Here is an 18,861-nt window from a genome sequence, read left to right as displayed (position 1 = left end):
CTTCGGCCTCAACCTCCAGCATGCCGCTATCCGAGCCCGTGCCCCGTCAGTTGCGACATCGACGCGCAATCCGAGCGGAAGCCTACGAGCGCGGCGACGGCTTGTGGGACATCGAAGCCTGCCTGACCGACCACAAGCCGCGCGATGTCGCGCTTGCGTCGGGCATCCGGCCCCAGGGCCTGCCGATCCACGAACTCTGGCTGCGCGTGACCATCGATCGTGACCTCAATGTCGTCGACGCCGAAGCGTCTTCGGAATGGGTGCCTTATCCCGGTCACTGTCAATCCGCCCCGCCTGCCTATCGGGCCCTCATCGGGCTCAATCTCTTCCGCAATTTCCGCCGCAACGCGAACCGGCTGCTCGCCGGCGTCGCAGGCTGTTCCCATCTCACCGAACTGTGCGCCGTGCTGCCGACGGCCGCGATCCAGGCGTTCGCCGGTGATGTGTGGAACGTGCGCGAGGAGGGCGGCGAAGGGCCGGATCATGACGGCGTGCACGCCGAACCGCCGTTCCAGCTCGGCCGCTGCCGCGCGCTGCGATTCGACGGCGAGGTCGTGCGGCAGTACTACCCGCGCTGGTATGGCCCGATTCGGCCGGATCTGCCCGGTGAAGGCAGCACGAAGGAATGAACGGAAATCATTCGAAGAAGCGTCTTAGCGACATTTCATCCAACTCTCAGACTGAAGGGAATCACGCATGAAGATTCACGAGTACCAGGGTAAGGAAATCCTGCGGAAGTTCGGCGTCGCGGTACCGCGCGGCAAGCCGGCGTTCTCGGTGGACGAGGCCGTCAAGGTGGCGGAAGAGCTCGGCGGCCCGGTTTGGGTCGTGAAGGCTCAGATTCACGCGGGTGGCCGTGGCAAGGGCGGCGGCGTGAAGGTGGCGAAGTCGATCGAGCAGGTGCGCGAATACGCGAACCAGATCCTCGGCATGCAGCTCGTCACGCACCAGACCGGTCCGGAAGGCCAGAAGGTCAACCGCCTGATGGTCGAAGAAGGCGCCGACATCAAGCAGGAACTGTATGTCAGCCTCGTCGTTGATCGCGTGACGCAAAAGATCGTTCTGATGGGTTCGAGCGAAGGCGGCATGGACATCGAAGAAGTCGCCGAAAAGCACCCGGAACTGATCCACAAGGTCATCGTCGAGCCGTCGACGGGCCTGCTGGACGCCCAGGCCGACGACCTCGCCGCGAAGATCGGCGTGCCGGCCGCATCGATTCCGCAAGCGCGCGCGATCCTGCAAGGCCTGTACAAGGCATTCTGGGAAACCGACGCATCGCTGGCTGAAATCAACCCGCTGAACGTCTCCGGCGACGGCAAGGTCATCGCACTCGACGCGAAGTTCAACTTCGACTCGAACGCGCTGTTCCGTCACCCGGAAATCGTCGCGTACCGCGATCTGGACGAAGAAGATCCGGCTGAAATCGAAGCGTCGAAGTTCGACCTCGCGTACATCTCGCTCGACGGCAACATCGGCTGCCTCGTGAACGGCGCAGGCCTCGCGATGGCGACGATGGACACCATCAAGCTGTTCGGCGGCGAGCCGGCGAACTTCCTCGACGTCGGCGGCGGTGCGACGACCGAGAAGGTCACGGAAGCGTTCAAGCTGATGCTGAAGAACCCGGACCTGAAGGCGATTCTCGTGAACATCTTCGGTGGCATCATGCGCTGCGACGTGATCGCGGAAGGCGTGATCGCCGGTTCGAAGGCCGTGAACCTGAACGTGCCGCTCGTCGTGCGCATGAAGGGCACGAACGAAGACCTCGGCAAGAAGATGCTGGCCGATTCGGGCCTGCCGATCATCTCGGCTGACAGCATGGAAGAGGCTGCGCAGAAGGTCGTCGCGGCTGCCGCAGGCAAGTAACGCTATCGAATACGCATGGCGGCGCGGCTAGCACGCGACGCCCATCGAACAGAGGTCAAAATACATGTCGATTCTGATCAACAAGGACACGAAGGTCATCACGCAGGGCATTACCGGCAAAACCGGTCAGTTCCATACGCGCGCCTGCCGTGAATACGCAAACGGCCGCGAAGCATTCGTCGCGGGCGTGAACCCGAAGAAGGCCGGCGAAGATTTCGAAGGCATTCCGATCTACGCGAGCGTCAAGGAAGCGAAGGCGGAAACCGGCGCGACCGTGTCGGTCATCTACGTTCCGCCGGCAGGCGCAGCCGCTGCGATCTGGGAAGCGGTCGAAGCCGACCTGGATCTCGCGATCTGCATCACGGAAGGCATCCCCGTGCGCGACATGATCGAAGTGAAGGACCGCATGCGTCGCGAAGGCCGCAAGACGCTGCTGCTCGGGCCGAACTGCCCGGGCACGATCACGCCGGACGAACTGAAGATCGGCATCATGCCGGGTCACATCCACCGCAAGGGCCGCATCGGCGTCGTGTCGCGTTCGGGCACGCTGACGTATGAAGCCGTTGCGCAGCTGACGGCACTCGGCCTTGGCCAGTCGTCGGCAGTCGGTATCGGCGGCGACCCGATCAACGGTCTGAAGCACATCGACGTGATGAAGATGTTCAACGACGATCCGGATACGGATGCGGTCGTGATGATCGGCGAAATCGGCGGTCCGGACGAAGCCAACGCCGCCGAGTGGATCAAGGACAACATGAAGAAGCCGGTGATCGGCTTCATCGCGGGCGTCACGGCGCCTCCGGGCAAGCGCATGGGCCACGCCGGCGCGCTGATCTCGGGCGGTGCGGATACGGCCGAAGCGAAGCTGGAAATCATGGAAGCGTGCGGCATCACCGTCACGCGCAACCCGTCGGAAATGGGCCGTCTGCTGAAGAAGGCGCTGTAATTTTCGCGTGGTTCGTCCTGCAGAAAACGCCGGCTTTGCCGGCGTTTTTTGTTATGCTCGCGCAATGAATTCGTAAGCACCGGGCATGCGTCCTGCATGTGCCGGCGATGAACCGGGTCGCCCCTGACGCGGCCGCTGCTCTTTCCTCACCGCCATGCTCGAATTCCTGACCTCGCTGCACTGGGGCGCCATTCTCCAGATCATCATCATCGATATCCTGCTCGGCGGCGACAACGCGGTCGTGATCGCGCTCGCGTGCCGCAACCTGCCGGCGAACCAGCGGCTGCGCGGCGTCGTCTGGGGCACCGCGGGGGCGATCCTGCTGCGTGTCGCGCTGATCACGTTCGCGGTCGCGCTGCTCGACGTGCCGTTCCTGAAGCTCGGCGGCGGGCTGCTGCTGCTGTGGATCGGCATCAAGCTGATGGCGCCGGCCGCCGACGCGCACGACGACATCAAGCCGGCCGACCGGCTGTGGGACGCCGTGAAGACGATCGTCATCGCCGATGCGGTCATGAGCCTCGACAACGTGATCGCGATCGCCGGCGCGGCCGAGCAGGCCGATCCGTCGCACCGGATCGCGCTCGTGATCTTCGGGCTCGTTGTCAGCGTGCCGATCATCGTATGGGGCAGTACGCTTGTGCTGAAGCTGCTCGACCGTTTCCCGGTCATCGTGGCGTTCGGCGCGGGGCTGCTCGGCTGGATCGCGGGCGGGCTGATCGTGAACGACCCGGTCGGCGATCGCTGGCCGGTGCTCGATACGCCGTCGGTGGTCTACGGCGCGAGCATTGCCGGCGCACTGTTCGTCGTCGCGATCGGTTACGCGCTCAGGAAACGCCGCAGCGTGCCGCACGCGCACTGACTGGCCATCCGGCCGACTGCCGGCCTCGCGGCCCGCTGGCTACGATCGAGACGCCTGCCTGTATCGGCAGGCGTTTTTCGTTTCCGGAGCCTGTCATGTTCGAAGCCTTTTCCGTTTCCCTGTTCCGTCGCGTTGCCGCTGATCTCCGGCGCGCGAACCGGCCGTCGCCTCGCTGGCGGCTGGCCGGCTTCACGCTGATCGAACTGATGATCGTGCTGGCGATCGTCGGTGTCATCGCGGCCTATGCGATTCCCGCGTACCAGGATTACCTCGCACGGTCGCGCGTCGGCGAGGGGCTTGCGCTCGCGTCGTCCGCGCGGCTCGCGGTCGCCGACAATGCCGCGAGCGGCGCGAGCCTCGACGGCGGCTACAGCCCGCCTGCCGCGACCCGCAACGTCGAATCCGTCACGATCGACGGTGCTACCGGCCAGATCACGGTCGCGTTCACCACCCGCGTCGCCGCGGCCGGCACGAATACGCTGGTGCTCGTGCCGTCGGCGCCGGACAAGGCCGATGCGCCCACCGCACGCGTGCCGCTCAAAAAGGGGGCGATACAGGCGGGCGCGATTGCGTGGGAATGCTTCGCCGCGGGCAAGGACGCGTCGTCGCTGCCGGCGCCGGGAGCGGGGCCGTTGCCGGGTAACGCCGCGACGCTGCCCGCGAAATATGCACCCGCGGAGTGCCGCGCATAAGGCTGGCGGAGAAGGAGGGCGGCCGCGCATGCGGCCTGCCGGCCGCCGCTTCGGCCGGCGGGGGCCGCGGCCTTGCGCCGGCTCGCGGAGCGACAGCCCCGCACAGAGCAGGGAAAGTTTTGTATAGTGCGCCGGTTGCTGACATCCGGTTCGCTCATGCCTTCTACTTTTTCCCGTTCGTTGTCGCTCGTTGCGCTGGCTGTCGCCCTGATCGTGCCGTACGCGATCACCAATCACACGTATCCGATCCCGACCTTCTATTCCGAGTTTTCCGCGCTGGTGCTGTATCTGCTGGTGGGCGCGTCCGTCGTGCTGCTCGCGCGCACCGGCCGCCCGGCCGAGCCGTTTGCCGCACCGGCTGCGTTCGCCGTGCCGCTCGGCTTTGCGGTGGTGCTGCTCGCGCAGGTCGCGCTGATCCCGCTCAAGGTGCCGTCGATGAACTGGCTGGCGGTCGGTTATCTCGCCGCCGCGCTGGTCGCGATGCAGGCCGGCTACGCGCTTGCGCGCGACGGGATGGCGGAAACCGTGTCGCGGATGATGGCCGGTGCGCTGCTCGTCGGCGGCGTGTTCGCGGTCGGTACCCAGATCGTGCAGCTGTTCCACCTCGAGTCGGCCGTCTCGCCGTTCGTCGTGGTGTACAACATCGCGGTCGACCGCCGTCCGTACGGCAACATGGCGCAGGCGAACCATCTGGCCAGCTACATCGCCTTCGCGCTCGCGGGCGCGCTGTATCTGGTGCAGACGCGCCGGCTCGCGGTGTGGGCATGGCTCGCGCTGTCGCTCGTGCTGTCGGTCGGTCTCGCGCTGACGGTGTCGCGCGGGCCGTGGCTGCAGGTCGCGGTGATGGTCGTCGCGGGCTTCTGGATGGCGTGGATCGAATCGCGCCGCACGCCGGGCAATGCGCGTGCGTGGCTGATACCGGTCGTGCTCGCGGTCGCGTTCATCGCGGTGAACGTCGCGGTGCGCTGGGCCAACGTGCACTATCACCTGAATCTCGCGGAGTCGGCAGCCGACCGGATGCGCGACGCCGGGCAGATCGCGCCGCGCCTCGCGCTGTGGAAATACGGGCTCGCGATGTTCCGCGAGCATCCGCTGCTGGGGGTCGGCTGGGGCGAATTCCCGTCGCACCAGTTTGCGCTCGTGCGCACGCTCGGCGGCGTCGAGATCGCGAACAATTCGCACGACATCTTCATCGACCTGCTCGCGAAGTCCGGTCTCGTCGGGCTCGGCGTGCTCGCCGTCACGCTCGTCACGTGGTTCGTGCGCGCGGTGCGGGCGCCGCAGTCGAGCATGCGCGTGTTCGGCTTCGCGCTGATCGGCATCCTGCTGATGCATGCGCTGGTCGAGTATCCGCAGCAATACATGTTCTTCCTGCTGCCGGCGATGTTCGTGATCGGGCTGCTCGAGGTGAAGCCGCTGCGCATCCTGCCGGGGCGTGCGGCATTCGGGCTGTTCGCGGTGCTGTCGTTCGGCGGCGTGCTGGCGGCGGTGCCCGTGCTGCGCGATTACCAGCGCGCGGAAGTGCTCTATTACGGCAGCAATCCGGCCGCGCAGTACCGCGATGCGCCGTCGCTGCTGTTCGGCGCGTGGGGTGATTACGGTGCGGCGACGCTGCTCCCGGTTTCGCCGGACGATTTGCCGGCCAAGCTCGCCGCGCACGAGCGCGCGATCGCATTGCTGCCGGGCGAGACGGTGCTGCGCCGCTACGCGGTGCTGCAGGCGCTGGCCGGCCGCGAAGCCGACGCGCTCGATACCGTCGCGCGCCTGCATGTGTTTGCGAAGGAATTGAAGGACTGGCCGCAACAGCTGGCCTCGTTGTACAAGCTGTGCGACCAGGAGCCGGCGCTGAAGACGTTCAGGGCGGCCGTCGTCGCGAAGTACGGGGAAGCGCCGGCCGATGAGGGCGACGACTCGGACGACGACGATTCGGATTGACGCATGTCGTGCCCGCCGGAACGGGGAATTCCGGCGTCTATTGCGTCGCGCTAAAGGCGGGCTGACGTCGGGGCAACCCGACGCGGCGCGTAGCGCGCCGATCCGGTCGGATCTCGATTACCTCGCGGATCGCGCGGATTCCGGTCGAATGAGCGGTGATTCGCGTCAACCATTGTCAAATTGCCGCCGCTGACCGGGCGGCGCGTGCACAATGCGCGAAAGCGCTCGCGTGCCCGCGGCGCGAGGCGTAGCCGGTGCGAATACGGAAAACTTCCCGGTTATCCGGGCATTCCGCCGGGCAGGATCGCGGCCGGGCATTGCTCGGCCGTGCGGCCGTAACGGGGCGCCGGTCCGATGGCCGCGGCGCAGTACGACACATGCGATACGGCCGAGGGAAGGCTTCCGGCGCGCGGCGCGTGTGCCCAGAACAGTGCTGAAGAACGATATTCGACCATGGCCATTCGCTCGACCTACCTGATCCTGCCCGCCGTCGCGATGCTGTTTTCCGGCTGCGCGATGCTGTCGTCGTCGCAGGAAAGCAAGCTGACCTGCCACATTCCGCGTGCCGTCTATCCGGATACCGCGAAGCCGCTCACGCGCCCGGCGACCGTGCTCGTGCGCGCGTTGATGACGACGTCCGGCGAAGCGCAGAACGTCACCGTGACGACGAGCAGCCGCAATGCGGCGGCCGATCGCGCGGCCGTCGAAGCGATGACGCACGCGACCTGCGCGCAGACCGGCGCGACGGCGAATCCTTTCCTGCTGACCCAACCGTTCGTGTTCGAGCCGCAGCGCGGGCAGTGACGCGGGGCGGCGTGTGCTGCGCGCCGACAGTCGCGCCGTTGCACGCGGCCACCGAAAGTCGATATGTGCGGCAGTCGCGCCGCATGCGCGATGTGCGCTGCCGCGGAGCCGGCACCCGAATCGCGACGGGGCTCCGCGGCAATCGCATCGGAACGGTCAGAACTGCCGCTTCTTGAGCGTATAGGCGACCAGCGAATACAGCGTGTTCGTCTGCGCGTTGAAATATCCGCCCTGGGTCGCCTTCTCCCTGCTCGAGTTCCAGGTCTTCCCCGCGTCGCTGCTGACGAACGTGAGATCGAGCGGTGTGCCGTTGCGCCTGGAGTCGGTTGCGTAGACGAGCAGCAATCCGTCCCGGCCGACGCTCAGGCTATCGAGCGTCAGCGTGTCGTCAAACGAATGCAACTGCTGCACCTGCCCGGGTGCGCTGTTCGTCCAGGTAGAAATGGCGCCGACGCGTTGTCCGTTGTCGGCGGGATTATCGAAATTGCGCGGTTCGCCGAGGCGCGACAGCGCGTAAAGCGCATAGTGATTCGACGCGGCCGGTGACGAGGACAGGTTGACGATCACCTGTTCAGGCAGAACGGCATCCAGGGCGAACTCGGATTGCTCCCAGCCGAGCCGATAGACGACGCTTCCGGCGGAAGCATGCTCGGATTTCTCGATGTGGTACGCCACGCGCAAGGTACCGTCCGGGCCGAGGTCGATGCCGTCAAAGGTGCGGCGGGGTTTGCCGGTCTCCGCGGCACCCGGTGGCAGTTCGATCTCCCGCCACGACTGACCGCCGTCGGACGTGCGCCACACGTGCGGACCCCAACCGATTGCATAGCCGCGCTGCGGATCGAGAAAGAGCAGGCGACCGATATTCCGATCTTCGGGCCACGCGAGCTGCACCCAGTCGCGTCCGCCGTTGGACGACTTCCAGAGCTTGGTCACTTGCGGCGTCAGCCCATCGGCAGGCTGAGGCGACTTGTAGTCCATCCAGCCGGTGCTGATGAATTCGACCGTCCAGTCCTTGGCGTGCCACCAGGCGGCGTTCTGGCCCACCTGTTTGAAATGGCGTGTCATGTCGCCGTTCACCGGGCCGCGCCAGAATTCGACCGACGTCCGGTTCAGCGTTTCGCGACTGTCGTTCATCCAGGCTTCGGCCGGCTCGGCTTTTTCCTTGTCCTTCCATTCCGCGTACGGCTTGAAGGTGATTTCAGGATCGCTGATCTTCAGCGTGATCGCCTCGTTTCCCGATATCACGAAGTCGCCTCCGCCGTAAGGCTTGCTGTTCTTCATGAAAGTGTTGGAAACGACCTGCCAGTCATTCGATATATACGAGTACCCGACAATCGAGACAATGAGCACGACTGCAGCACCCAGCGACAACTTCAGGAATTTTCTCGTCATTTCATTTCGGCATCAGTTTCTCGAGTGCCTTCCATTCCTGAACGAGCGAGGACTGCGGCACGTTCATCACGTAACTACCGCTGTTCCGCTTCCCGAAGATGACCCGTGAATATTGGTCACAAGTCGCTTCATCATTGAGCTAAAGAGATGATCCGGGGAGCGACCCACCCGCACACCGCAGGCGCTGGGAATGACGCTCAATGAGTCGAATAATTGCGGGGGCCGTTGGCAGAAATCCTCTGTACATCAACCAGTACTTGCCATTTCCCGTCTCGGTGGCGAATTGAGGCCATTCCAGTCTCCTGTGGGACAGGAGTCGGACAAGGTCGATTTTTCCGGTGCCAGCAGTCAGATGCGAGGCGATTTCGTCAGACGATGGCGATACCAAAGCGGGCGGTATGGCTTCACAGGAAAGGCTTATAAAGCAAAGCGTTACGCTTCCGCCTTCCAATCCCCCGACTTCCCGCCGCGCTTCTCCCGCACGCTCACGTCGGTGATCACCATCCCGCGATCGACCGCCTTGCACATGTCGTAGACGGTCAGCAGCCCGACCTGGACGGCCGTCAGCGCTTCCATCTCGACGCCGGTCCGGCCGAACGTCTCGACCTGCACGACGCAATGCACGCCCGGCAGCGCGTCGTCGAGCTCGAAGTCGACGGCCACGCGCGTCAGCGCGAGCGGGTGGCACAGCGGAATGAGATCGGCCGTGCGTTTGGCGCCCTGGATCGCCGCGATGCGCGCGACGCCGAGCACGTCGCCCTTCTTGGCCTTGCCGTCGCGGATCAGCGCGAACGTGGCGGGCAGCATCCGGATCGTGCCGCGCGCGATCGCGATGCGTTGCGTTTCCTGCTTGCCGCCGACGTCGACCATGTGGGCGTGGCCGGCGGCGTCGAAATGGGTGAGTCCTGACATGTCTTCCTCTAGTGGAACGGAGTGCGCGCGCACGTCCCTCGATCCTGCTTCGCGATCGGCCGGGCGCCAAATCCCGTACCGGCGCGACGAACCGATCCAACCGCTCAACGGGCGCCTATCATAGCAGCGGCGTTCGCGTTGCCGGAGGCGCAGATGACGCACGCGCGGCAGGGGACAGTCGGCGCGGCGCCGGTACAATGACCCGAATATTCAGACCAAACGCCGCGATGCGCGCCGCTCGCGCGGGACGGCGTCGTTTTCATCCTGCCATGCGTGTCAAACAGTTGCTTGCCGTGTCGCTGTCGGCGGCGCTCGCGCTGCCGCCGGGCAGCCATGCGCAGAGCGGATCCGCGCCACCGCTCGAGCCGGCGGCCGGCGGCTCGACGTCGATTTCCACCGTGCCGTCCGGCATCGCGACCGGCGTGTTCGGCACGTACGGCGGCGCGGAGAGCCGGTTCTCGGGCGCGGACGGTGCGTCGGCGCCGGTCGCGAGCCTGCGCGCGCCGCTGCGTGCGCTGGAGCTGCCCGATCTCGGCGACGGCTCCGGCGGCTCACTGACGCCGCGGGCCGAGCGCCGGCTCGGCGAGCGCGTGATGCGCGAAGTGCGGCGCGATCCCGACTATCTCGACGACTGGCTGGTGCGCGACTACTTGAACGCGATGGCGGCGCGGCTCGCGGCCGCGGCGGCAGCGCGCTACATCGGCGGCTACACGCCGGACTTCGACCTGTTCCCGGTGCGCGATCCGCAGATCAACGCGTTCTCGATGCCGGGCGGCTTCATCGGGATCAACAGCGGGCTGGTCGTCACGACGCAGACGGAGTCGGAACTCGCATCGGTGGTCGGCCACGAGATGGGCCACGTGCTGCAGCGGCACATCGCGCGGATGATCGGCGCGAGCGAGAAGACCGGCTATACGGCGCTCGCGACGATGCTGCTCGGCGTGCTGGCCGGCGTGCTCGCGCGCAGCGGCGATCTCGGCAGCGCGATCGCGATGGGCGGGCAGGCGTATGCGGTCGACAACCAGCTGCGTTTCTCGCGTTCGGCCGAGCGCGAGGCCGATCGCGTCGGCTTCCAGCTGCTCGCCGGGGCCGGCTACGACCCGTACGGGATGCCGGGCTTCTTCGAGCGGCTCGACCGCGCGTCGATGGGCGATGCGGGCGTGCCGGCCTATGCGCGCACGCACCCGCTGACCGGCGAGCGGATCGCCGACATGGAGGATCGCGCGCGCCGCGCGCCGTACCGGCAGCCGCGCCAGTCGGCCGAATACGGGTTCGTGCGTGCGCGGCTGCGCATCCTGCAGAACCGGGCACCGACCGACATCTCGGCCGAGGCGCGCCGGATGCAGCTCGAGATCGACGATCGCACCGCGCCGAACGTCGCGGCGAACTGGTACGGCATCGCGCTCGCGAACACGCTGCTCGGCCAGTACGACGCGGCGGACAAGGCGCTCGCGTCGGCGCGCAGCGCGTTCGATGCGCGCGAGCGGCGCGACGACGATCCGGCGAGCAGTTCGCCGAGCCTCGACGTGCTGGCCGCCGACGTCGCCCGCCGCGCGGGCCGAGCCGACGACGCAGTACGGCTCTCGGCGCTCGCGCAGCGGCGCTGGCCGGCGTCGCACGCGGCGATCGTCGCGCATCTGCAGGCGCTGATCGCCGCGCGCCGCTTCGCCGAAGCGCAGACGCTCGCACGGGCGCAGGCCAAGGCCGACCCCGAACAGCCGGACTGGTGGGATTACCTCGCGAAGGCGAGTGACGGCAAGGGCGACGTGCTCGCGCGGCGCCGGGCGCTGGCGGAGAAGCTGGCGCTCGACGGCGCGTGGCCGTCGGCGATCCGGCAACTGAAGGAAGCGCGCGACGCGAAGGACGTGTCGTTCTACGAGCAGTCGATCATCGGCGCGCGGCTGCTGGAATTCGAGGCGCGCTACAAGGAAGAGCGCGACGACGAGAAGAACGGCCGCGGGTAGCGGCGGCCGCGCGGCGAACGCGGACGGCGCCGCGGCGGGTCAGCGGCCGCTGCCGGCCGCGTCGCGCGCGTGGCGCGCCGGGCTCGCGATGTAGCCGAACCGGCCAGGCACGTCGGCGCAGGCGATGCTGCCGAGCGGCAGCGTGCGGCCGTCGCGCCAGCGCAGCACGGGCGGCTCGGCATTGAAATCCGCGTGATCGGCGAACAGCCCGAGGTCGTGATCGTGCAGCGCCGCGATGCGCGCGGGTGTGCCGGCATCGCGAAACAGCACGCCGCCGCCGTCGTCGAGCCAGGCTGTATCCGGTTCGAACGGGGCGCCCATCTGGTCGGTGAGCGCAAGCTGCCCGTCGCGTTCGGCGAGCCGCACGACCCACGGCGTATAAGCGAGTTCGACGTACACGCGCTGCGGCCCGTTCTGGAAGAACCACTGGCCCTGCGCGTCGCATGCGTAGTTGCGGCCGATGAACGCGTTCAGCGCCGCATGCCGGACCGGCGAGCCGAGTTCGCCGGCCGCCTGCGCGGTGTCGTCGCGCAGCCGCCATTCGCCGCGCCGGTCGAGCAGCAGCCAGCCGGTGCAATCCGGCACGTTCGGCCATTTGGCGAGCGCCTGCCTGACGATGTCATCCATGGTCGACGAATTTCGAGCAATAGCCGAACACCCGCGCCGACAGCCAGTCGAGGCGGCCGGGGAACGGCCCGGTCATGAAGCCCGCATGGCCGCCGTCTGCGGGCTGGTCGAGCTCGACGGCCGGCGACACGTCGGCCGGGCCCGGTAGCGCCGATTCGGGCAGGAACGGGTCGTTGCGGGCGTTGAGGATCAGCGTCGGCACGTCGATCGCGGGCAGCAGCGGCCGCGTGGTCGCCTTCGTCCAGTAGTCGTCCGCGTTCGCGAAACCGTGCAGCGGCGCGGTCACGACCTCGTCGAAGTCGCGCATCGTCACGGCCTGCAGCATCGCTTCGCGGTCGAACAGCCCCGGATACTGGTCGAGCTTGGCGAGCGCCTTGCGCTTGAGCGTCTTCAGGAAGCTGCGCGTGTAGACCATCGCGAACCCCTGCGACAGCGCACGGCCGCCCGCATGCACGTCGATCGGCGTCGAGATCGCGGCGGCGGCATGCACGATCGACGTGTCGCTGCGGTGCTCGCCGAGCCAGCGCAGCAGCACGTTGCCGCCGAGCGATACGCCGGCCGCGACCAGCGGCCCGCGATGCTGCGCGGCGAGCCGGCGCAGGATCCAGTCGACCTCGGCGCTGTCGGCGAGATGGTAGAAGCGCGGCTGGCGGTTGATCTCGCCGCTGCAACTGCGGAAGTGCGGCACGACGGCATGCCAGCCCTTCGCACGCGCGGCGGCCATCATCGCGAGCGCGTAGTGCGAGCCGGAGCTGCCTTCGAGGCCGTGGAACAGCACGAACAGCGGCGCGTCAGGCGCCGGCGCCGCGCTGTCGAGATGCGCGACCCAGTCGAGATCGATGAAGTCGTGGTCGGGGGTTTCCCATCGCTCTCGCCGGTACGCGACAACCGGACGCCGCGCGAACAGCGCGGGCACGATGGTTTGCACATGGCTGTTGGGCAGCCAGCGCGGTGCGCGATAGCGCAATGAATCGTCGTTGGGGGCCGGGGGCCCGGTCAGCGGCGAGGTGGGCGGAGAAGCCGTACTCATGATCGCCCCGCAAATGCGTTGCTTCGTTTTTCGTCAGTGCAGCGGACCCTGCCCGTGACGGATCTTCGCGGCGAATTGTCCGGCCGCTTGTTCAGGAATCGGGCTCGCGTGGATGTGCGCGATGCGCCATTCGCCGCGTTCGTGGATCATCACGTACGTGGCGAAAACCATGTCGGGTTCGGCCGTCAGGTCGGCCTGCTGATGCGCTTCGGCGATCGTATAGACGACCGTGCCGAGGCTGTCGTACACGCGGATGTCGAGCGGCTCGATCGTGACCGGGCGCGTCGCGAGCCGGTTGGCGAGCCCGCCGCGGATCTGGTCGAGGCCGTGCAGATGCTCGCCGTCCGCCCAGACGCAGCTGGCGAAATCCTCGTCGATCCACAACGCCAGCAGCGCGTCGAGATTGGCATCGGCGACGGCCTGGTAGTAGGCGTTCAGCGTATCGGCAGCGGCTTCGAAAAGGCGGGCAAAACGTGGCATCGGGGTTGTCTCTCGCGCGCGTCGCGCGCCGTATTCAGCACGGCGGCCCGGGTGGGGCCGCCGTGCACCGGTGAATCGGATTGCCCGGCGCGCCGTGCGACGCTGCCGGCCAGGGTCAGCGCTGCCCGACGAGCATGCCGCGCAAATCGCCGAATACCTGCTCGGGACCGAGTTCGCGCAGGCACTTCAGATGGCCGAGCGGGCACTCGCGTTCGAAGCAGGGACTGCATTCGAGATGCAGCCATTGTACCTTCGCCAGGTCCGACAGCGGAGGGGTATGGCGCGGATCGGTCGATCCGTACAACGCGACGAGCGGCCGGCGCAGCGCGGCGGCGACGTGCATCAGCCCCGAATCGTTGGTGACGACCGCGTTCGCGCGCGCGATCAGCGCGCACGCCTCGGACAACGACGTCTGCCCGCACAGGTTGCGCACGTTCGGCGCGTGGTCGGCGATCGCCTGCGCGGCCGCGGCATCCTTCTGCGAGCCGAGCGCGACGATCTGCGTATACGGGAACGACTGGTGGACGATGGTCGCGAGCGACGCGAAATGCTCCGGCGGCCAGCGCTTGGCCGGGCCGTATTCGGCGCCGGGGCAGAACACGACGAGCGGCTTGCGCGTATCGAGATTGAAACGTGCGGACACGCGCGCCGTCTCGTTCAGGTCGGCGTCGAGGCGCGGCGCGGGCAGCGTCTTCATCGACTCGGGCAGCTTCGCGCCCGGCGCGTACGCGAGCGCCGCGTAGTGGGTCGTCATCGGCGGCCGCTCGCCCGACTTGTCGGGGTTCGCGTGCCGCACGTTCAGCAGCCCGTAGCGGTGCTCGCCCGTATAGCCGATCCGCAGCGGGATGTTCGCGAGCCACGGGATCACCGCGGACTTCAGCGAATTCGGCAGCACGTACGCCGCGTCGTAGCCGACGTCGCGCAGGTCGCTCGCGAGCTGCCAGCGGCGCAGCAGCTGCAGCTTGCCGTGCGCGAGATCGGTCGCGTAGACATCGTGGATCTCGGGCATCCGCTCGAGCACGGGCGCGACCCACGAGGGTGCGACGGCATCGATCGCGATGCGGGGATGGAGCTTTTTCAGCAGCGCAAAAAGCGGCTGCGCCATCAATGCGTCACCGATCCAATTCGGTGCGATAACCAGCGCTCGACGCATCAGGTCGACTTCCGATGTCGTAATGAAGCGCGGCGCACGGGCGCCGCGTTCGGGTTGCCAGAATGGGGAAGGGCGGCGCGCCGGACTTCCGGCTGCGCCGCCTTGCGGGTCGGCGGGCCCTCAGGCCCGGCCGCCGGGGGCTTAGTGACCCTTGACGACCTCGCCGTCGCGCAGCTTGTAGCGCGTGCCGCAGTACGGGCAGCGCGCCTCGCCGTGCGACACGTCGATGAAGACGCGCGGGTGCGCGCTCCAGCGCGCCATGGCCGGGTTCGGGCAGTAGGCGGGAAGATCCTTGGCCGTCAGCTCGACCAGCGGCATTTCCTTGATTTCACTCATGAGACTTTCTCTTTATCACTCTTGTGTGGGGCGGTCGGTGGCGCGGCGCGCTCAGACCTTCGTCAGCCAGTGCGCGTACTTCGCGTTCTTGCCCGACACGATATCGAAAAACGCCGACTGGAGCTTTTCCGTGACGGGGCCGCGCGCGCCGCTGCCGATCGTGCGGTTGTCGAGCTCGCGGATCGGCGTGACTTCGGCGGCGGTGCCGGTGAAGAACGCTTCGTCGGCCGTGTAGACCTCGTCGCGCGTGATGCGCTTCTCGATCACCTCGATGCCGGCGTCCTTCGCGAGCGTGATGACCGTATCGCGCGTGATGCCGTCGAGGCACGACGACAGGTCGGGCGTATACAGCTTGCCGTTGTTCACGAGGAAGAAGTTCTCGCCGGAGCCTTCCGACACGTAGCCGTCGACGTCGAGCAGCAGCGCTTCGTCGTAGCCGTCGGCGGTCGCTTCCTGGTTCGCCAGGATCGAGTTCACGTACCAGCCCGACGCCTTCGCGCGCACCATCGACACGTTCACGTGGTGGCGCGTGAACGACGACGTCTTCACGCGGATGCCCTTCGCGAGGCCGTCCTCGCCGAGGTACGCGCCCCACGGCCATGCGGCGATCGCGACGTGGATCGTGTTGCCCTTCGCGGACACGCCGAGCTTTTCCGAGCCGACCCAGATGATCGGGCGCAGGTAGCCCGATTCGAGCTGGTTCTCGCGCACGACCGCGAGTTGCGCGGCTTCGAGCGTTTCGCGGTCGAACGGCACGTCCATCTGGAAGATCTTCGCCGAATTCAGCAGACGTTTGGTGTGCTCGCGCAGGCGGAAGATCGCGGTGCTGCCGTCGGCCGACTTGTACGCGCGCACGCCCTCGAAGACGCCCATGCCGTAGTGCAGCGTGTGGGTCAGGACGTGGATCTTGGCGTCGCGCCAGTCGATCAGCTTGCCGTCCATCCAGATCTTGCCGTCGCGGTCGGCCATTGACATAGGATTCTCCTGGAAGCGGGGGTGTGCTGCGGGTTGTGTGCAGCGTTGAACCGGAAAGACGCTTATTTTAGCGTCATTTGGCGGCGATCCGGTCGGACGGAGGGGGGCCGGCGCTATAATCGTCCGGTACCGATTCCAATAACGATGGGTCGCACCGGCAGGAGGCGCCGGCGTCCCGACGAACCGCCCGCTGCGGCCCGCTTTCCGATGCTCGCTCGATTGTCCGCCACCGACCGCTTCGCGCTGATCCAGGGCGCGCGCGACTATTCCCCGACACTGATGGCGATCCTGTCCTGGGGGCTCGTCACCGGCATCGCGATGAGCAAGTCCGTGATGACGCTCGGGCAGGCGAGCGCGATGTCGCTGTTCGTCTACGCGGGCTCGTCGCAGCTCGCGGTGCTGCCGCTCCTCGCGGCGAAGCTGCCGATCTGGACCGTGCTGCTCACGGCCGCGATGGTCAACCTGCGCTTCGTGATCTTCAGCGCCGGCCTGGCGCCCCATTTTTCCTACCTGCCGCTGTGGCGGCGCCTCGCGATCGGTTATTTCAATGGCGACGTGATCTACCTGCTGTTCCAGAAACAGGGCTTCGCGTACGGCCGCGTGCCGGGCAAGGAAGCGTATTTCTGGGGGATGGCGCTCGCGAGCTGGGCGTCGTGGCAGGTGTCGTCGCTCGCCGGCATCCTGCTCGCGAGCGTCTTTCCGGCGAGCTGGGGGCTGGAGCTGGCCGGCACGCTCGCGCTGATCCCGATCATGGTGTCGGCGGTCGCGAACCGCTCGACGCTCGCGGCCGTCGCGGTCGCGGGCATCGTGTCGCTGATCGCGTTCGACCTGCCGTACCGGCTCGCGCTGCCGATCGCGGTACTGGCCGCGCTCGCGGCCGGCTGCGCGGCCGATTTCTTCGTCGAGCGCGCCGACTGGCGGCGCATCCGCACCGAAACCGTGCACGAAAAGGACATCGAATGAGCGCGACCGAGATCTGGATCGTCATCGTCGGGATGACGATCGTCACGGCCGTCACGCGCGCGCTGTTCCTGATCGGCGGCGAGCGCACCGTGCTGCCCGAACGCGCGCAGCGCGCGCTGCGCTACGCGCCGGCCGCGGCGCTGGTCGCCGTCGTGCTGCCCGACGTGCTCGAAACGCCGGCCGGGCTGTCGTTCGGGCTGTCCAACCATCCGTTCTACGCGGCGCTCGCCGGCCTCGGCTGGTTTTTGTGGCGGCGCAGCATGCTCGGCACGATCGTCGTCGGGATGCTCGTGTTCACCGCGCTGCGCCTGATCTTCTGATGGGCCGCCGTTCCGGCTCGCCGCGCGCTGCCCGCTTGCGCGCGTGTATTGCTGCATTGCGGCAAAGCGCCGATTCCGGCGCGCAATTCCAAATAGGCGGAATTCGCCGCCGCACGGGTCAGTCTGCCGGGTGGATCGGCTAGAATGCCCGTTCGAGATTTCTTACCCGTGCGCGTCATGCGAACCGCCAGCCACGGCCGCATCCGGCGCCCTTTCGCGGCAGCCCGCGCACGTCCAGCGTGAACCCCCTTTCCCCATCCACTACTTCAATCTGTTCAACATGAGCCAAGTCAAGCGTCTTACCGACCTGATCGCCGCCGGCCAGCTCGCCGGCAAGCGGGTGTTCATCCGCGCCGACCTGAACGTCCCGCAGGACGATCACGGCAACATCACCGAGGACACGCGCGTGCGTGCGTCCGTGCCGGCCATCCAGGCCGCGCTCGACGCCGGCGCGGCCGTGATGGTGACGTCGCACCTCGGCCGTCCGACCGAAGGCGAATTCAAGCCGGAAGACTCGCTCGCGCCGGTCGCGAAGCGTCTCGCCGAACTGCTCGGCCGCGACGTGCCGCTCGTGTCGAACTGGGTCGAGAACGGCGTGAACGTCGCGCCGGGCCAGGTCGTGCTGCTCGAGAACTGCCGCGTGAACAAGGGCGAGAAGAAGAATTCGGACGAGCTCGCGCAGAAGATGGCGAAGCTCTGCGACGTGTACGTGAACGACGCGTTTGGCACCGCGCACCGCGCGGAAGCGACCACGCACGGGATCGCGAAGTACGCGCCGGTCGCATGCGCGGGCCCGCTGCTGGCGGCCGAACTCGACGCGCTCGGCAAGGCGCTCGGCAACCCGGCGCGCCCGCTGGTGGCGATCGTCGCCGGTTCCAAGGTGTCGACCAAGCTGACCATCCTGAAGTCGCTGGCCGGCAAGGTCGACCAGCTGATCGTCGGCGGCGGCATCGCGAACACGTTCATGCTCGCGGCCGGCCTGTCGATCGGCAAGTCGCTCGCGGAGGCCGATCTCGTCGCCGAAGCGAAGGCGATCATCGACGAAGCGCGCGAGCGCGGCGCGTCGGTGCCGATCCCGACCGACGTCGTCACCGCCAAGGAATTCTCGCCGACGGCCGCGGCCACGGTGAAGCAGGTCGCCGACATCGAAGCGGACGACATGATCCTCGACATCGGCCCCGATACGGCCAAGGCGCTCGCCAGCCAGCTCGAGAAGGCCGGCACGATCGTGTGGAACGGCCCGGTCGGCGTGTTCGAGTTCGACCAGTTCGGCAACGGCACCAGGACGCTCGCCGAAGCGATCGCCAAATCGTCCGCGTTCTCGATCGCGGGCGGCGGCGACACGCTCGCGGCCATCGCGAAGTACGGCATCCACGACCAGGTCAGCTACATCTCCACGGGCGGCGGCGCCTTCCTCGAGTTCCTCGAGGGGAAGAAGCTGCCGGCGGTGGAAGTGCTCGAAACGCGGGCGGCCTGAGCGTGGCGGCGCGCGCAGGGGTGACGAAGGCCGCGCGCTCCGCGAAAGCGGAGCAGCCGGCCGGCGCGGGCAAGCGCAAACGCGCGCCCGCGCGGGCGAACACCGCCCCGCGCGCACCGGCGGCTGCCGGCGA

General features: G+C 67.4%; 19 protein-coding genes. 11 read left to right on the top strand and 8 right to left on the bottom strand.

Annotated elements, in window-relative coordinates:
- Window positions 1-20 precede the first annotated feature (20 nt).
- The 7 genes from HWW87_RS23970 (at window position 21) to HWW87_RS23940 (ending at window position 7,099) form a co-directional block, all read left to right on the top strand.
- On the top strand, window positions 21-629 hold the full coding sequence (locus HWW87_RS23970; protein ID WP_027785327.1) for a DUF2889 domain-containing protein: 609 nt from the start codon (window positions 21-23) through the stop codon (window positions 627-629).
- Window positions 630-696: 67 nt separating this feature from the next.
- On the top strand, window positions 697-1,863 hold the full coding sequence (gene sucC, locus HWW87_RS23965; RefSeq protein ID WP_132022571.1) for an ADP-forming succinate--CoA ligase subunit beta: 1,167 nt from the start codon (window positions 697-699) through the stop codon (window positions 1,861-1,863).
- A gap of 64 nt (window positions 1,864-1,927) precedes the next feature.
- Window positions 1,928-2,809, top strand: a complete 882-nt coding sequence (gene sucD / locus HWW87_RS23960; protein WP_175822419.1) for a succinate--CoA ligase subunit alpha — start codon at window positions 1,928-1,930, stop codon at window positions 2,807-2,809.
- A 154-nt stretch (window positions 2,810-2,963) separates the two neighbouring features.
- Window positions 2,964-3,668, top strand: coding sequence for a TerC family protein (locus tag HWW87_RS23955; RefSeq protein ID WP_175822418.1), 705 nt, complete (start codon window positions 2,964-2,966; stop codon window positions 3,666-3,668).
- Between the two features lie 95 nt (window positions 3,669-3,763).
- Entirely contained in the window at window positions 3,764-4,360 is a 597-nt protein-coding gene (locus HWW87_RS23950) for a pilin (protein WP_175822417.1), read from the top strand.
- Window positions 4,361-4,516: 156 nt separating this feature from the next.
- Window positions 4,517-6,295: a Wzy polymerase domain-containing protein gene (locus HWW87_RS23945; RefSeq protein WP_175822416.1), complete on the top strand. Its 1,779-nt coding sequence runs from the start codon at window positions 4,517-4,519 to the stop codon at window positions 6,293-6,295.
- 453 nt (window positions 6,296-6,748) lie between these two features.
- Complete coding sequence (locus tag HWW87_RS23940) at window positions 6,749-7,099, top strand: TonB family protein (RefSeq protein ID WP_175822415.1); 351 nt, start codon at window positions 6,749-6,751, stop codon at window positions 7,097-7,099.
- 156 nt (window positions 7,100-7,255) lie between these two features.
- On the opposite strand, the gene HWW87_RS23935 is transcribed toward HWW87_RS23940, so the two are convergent.
- Complete coding sequence (locus HWW87_RS23935) at window positions 7,256-8,491, bottom strand: glycosyl hydrolase (RefSeq protein WP_244107327.1); 1,236 nt, start codon at window positions 8,489-8,491, stop codon at window positions 7,256-7,258.
- A 432-nt stretch (window positions 8,492-8,923) separates the two neighbouring features.
- Entirely contained in the window at window positions 8,924-9,403 is a 480-nt protein-coding gene (moaC, locus tag HWW87_RS23930) for a cyclic pyranopterin monophosphate synthase MoaC (RefSeq protein WP_175822414.1), read from the bottom strand.
- A gap of 269 nt (window positions 9,404-9,672) precedes the next feature.
- Here moaC and HWW87_RS23925 point away from each other — a divergent pair, with 269 nt between their 5' ends.
- Entirely contained in the window at window positions 9,673-11,367 is a 1,695-nt protein-coding gene (locus tag HWW87_RS23925; protein WP_175822413.1) for a M48 family metalloprotease, read from the top strand.
- A 39-nt stretch (window positions 11,368-11,406) separates the two neighbouring features.
- On the opposite strand, the gene HWW87_RS23920 is transcribed toward HWW87_RS23925, so the two are convergent.
- The 6 genes from HWW87_RS23920 to HWW87_RS23895 form a co-directional block, all read right to left on the bottom strand.
- Window positions 11,407-11,994, bottom strand: a complete 588-nt coding sequence (locus HWW87_RS23920; RefSeq protein WP_175822412.1) for a DUF2946 family protein — start codon at window positions 11,992-11,994, stop codon at window positions 11,407-11,409.
- Window positions 11,987-13,024 carry a hydrolase gene (locus HWW87_RS23915; protein ID WP_175822411.1) on the bottom strand — a complete coding sequence of 346 codons (1,038 nt, stop codon included), beginning with the start codon at window positions 13,022-13,024 and terminating at the stop codon, window positions 11,987-11,989. The genes HWW87_RS23920 and HWW87_RS23915 overlap by 8 nt, the downstream gene beginning before the upstream one ends.
- Before the next feature lie 33 nt (window positions 13,025-13,057).
- Window positions 13,058-13,504, bottom strand: a complete 447-nt coding sequence (locus tag HWW87_RS23910) for a nuclear transport factor 2 family protein (RefSeq protein WP_006477934.1) — start codon at window positions 13,502-13,504, stop codon at window positions 13,058-13,060.
- Between the two features lie 115 nt (window positions 13,505-13,619).
- Complete coding sequence (gene waaF / locus HWW87_RS23905; protein ID WP_072442744.1) at window positions 13,620-14,657, bottom strand: lipopolysaccharide heptosyltransferase II; 1,038 nt, start codon at window positions 14,655-14,657, stop codon at window positions 13,620-13,622.
- Window positions 14,658-14,798: 141 nt separating this feature from the next.
- A complete protein-coding gene (locus HWW87_RS23900) occupies window positions 14,799-14,993 on the bottom strand; it encodes a zinc-finger domain-containing protein (protein ID WP_006749970.1) in 195 nt (64 codons plus the stop codon).
- A gap of 51 nt (window positions 14,994-15,044) precedes the next feature.
- Entirely contained in the window at window positions 15,045-15,968 is a 924-nt protein-coding gene (locus HWW87_RS23895) for a branched-chain amino acid transaminase (protein ID WP_175822410.1), read from the bottom strand.
- Window positions 15,969-16,175: 207 nt separating this feature from the next.
- Here HWW87_RS23895 and HWW87_RS23890 point away from each other — a divergent pair, with 207 nt between their 5' ends.
- The 3 genes from HWW87_RS23890 (at window position 16,176) to HWW87_RS23880 (ending at window position 18,728) form a co-directional block, all read left to right on the top strand.
- A complete protein-coding gene (locus HWW87_RS23890) occupies window positions 16,176-16,931 on the top strand; it encodes an AzlC family ABC transporter permease (RefSeq protein ID WP_050014553.1) in 756 nt (251 codons plus the stop codon).
- Window positions 16,928-17,251: an AzlD domain-containing protein gene (locus tag HWW87_RS23885; protein WP_126363139.1), complete on the top strand. Its 324-nt coding sequence runs from the start codon at window positions 16,928-16,930 to the stop codon at window positions 17,249-17,251. The genes HWW87_RS23890 and HWW87_RS23885 overlap by 4 nt, the downstream gene beginning before the upstream one ends.
- Before the next feature lie 280 nt (window positions 17,252-17,531).
- Window positions 17,532-18,728, top strand: coding sequence for a phosphoglycerate kinase (locus HWW87_RS23880; RefSeq protein ID WP_175822409.1), 1,197 nt, complete (start codon window positions 17,532-17,534; stop codon window positions 18,726-18,728).
- Window positions 18,729-18,861: the final 133 nt, after the last annotated feature.

It is taken from the genome of Burkholderia sp. BCC0419, assembly GCF_902830285.1.
Lineage (GTDB): Bacteria > Pseudomonadota > Gammaproteobacteria > Burkholderiales > Burkholderiaceae > Burkholderia.
Note: the sequence above shows the minus strand (reverse complement) of the source record. Positions and strands in the feature narration are given on the sequence as shown.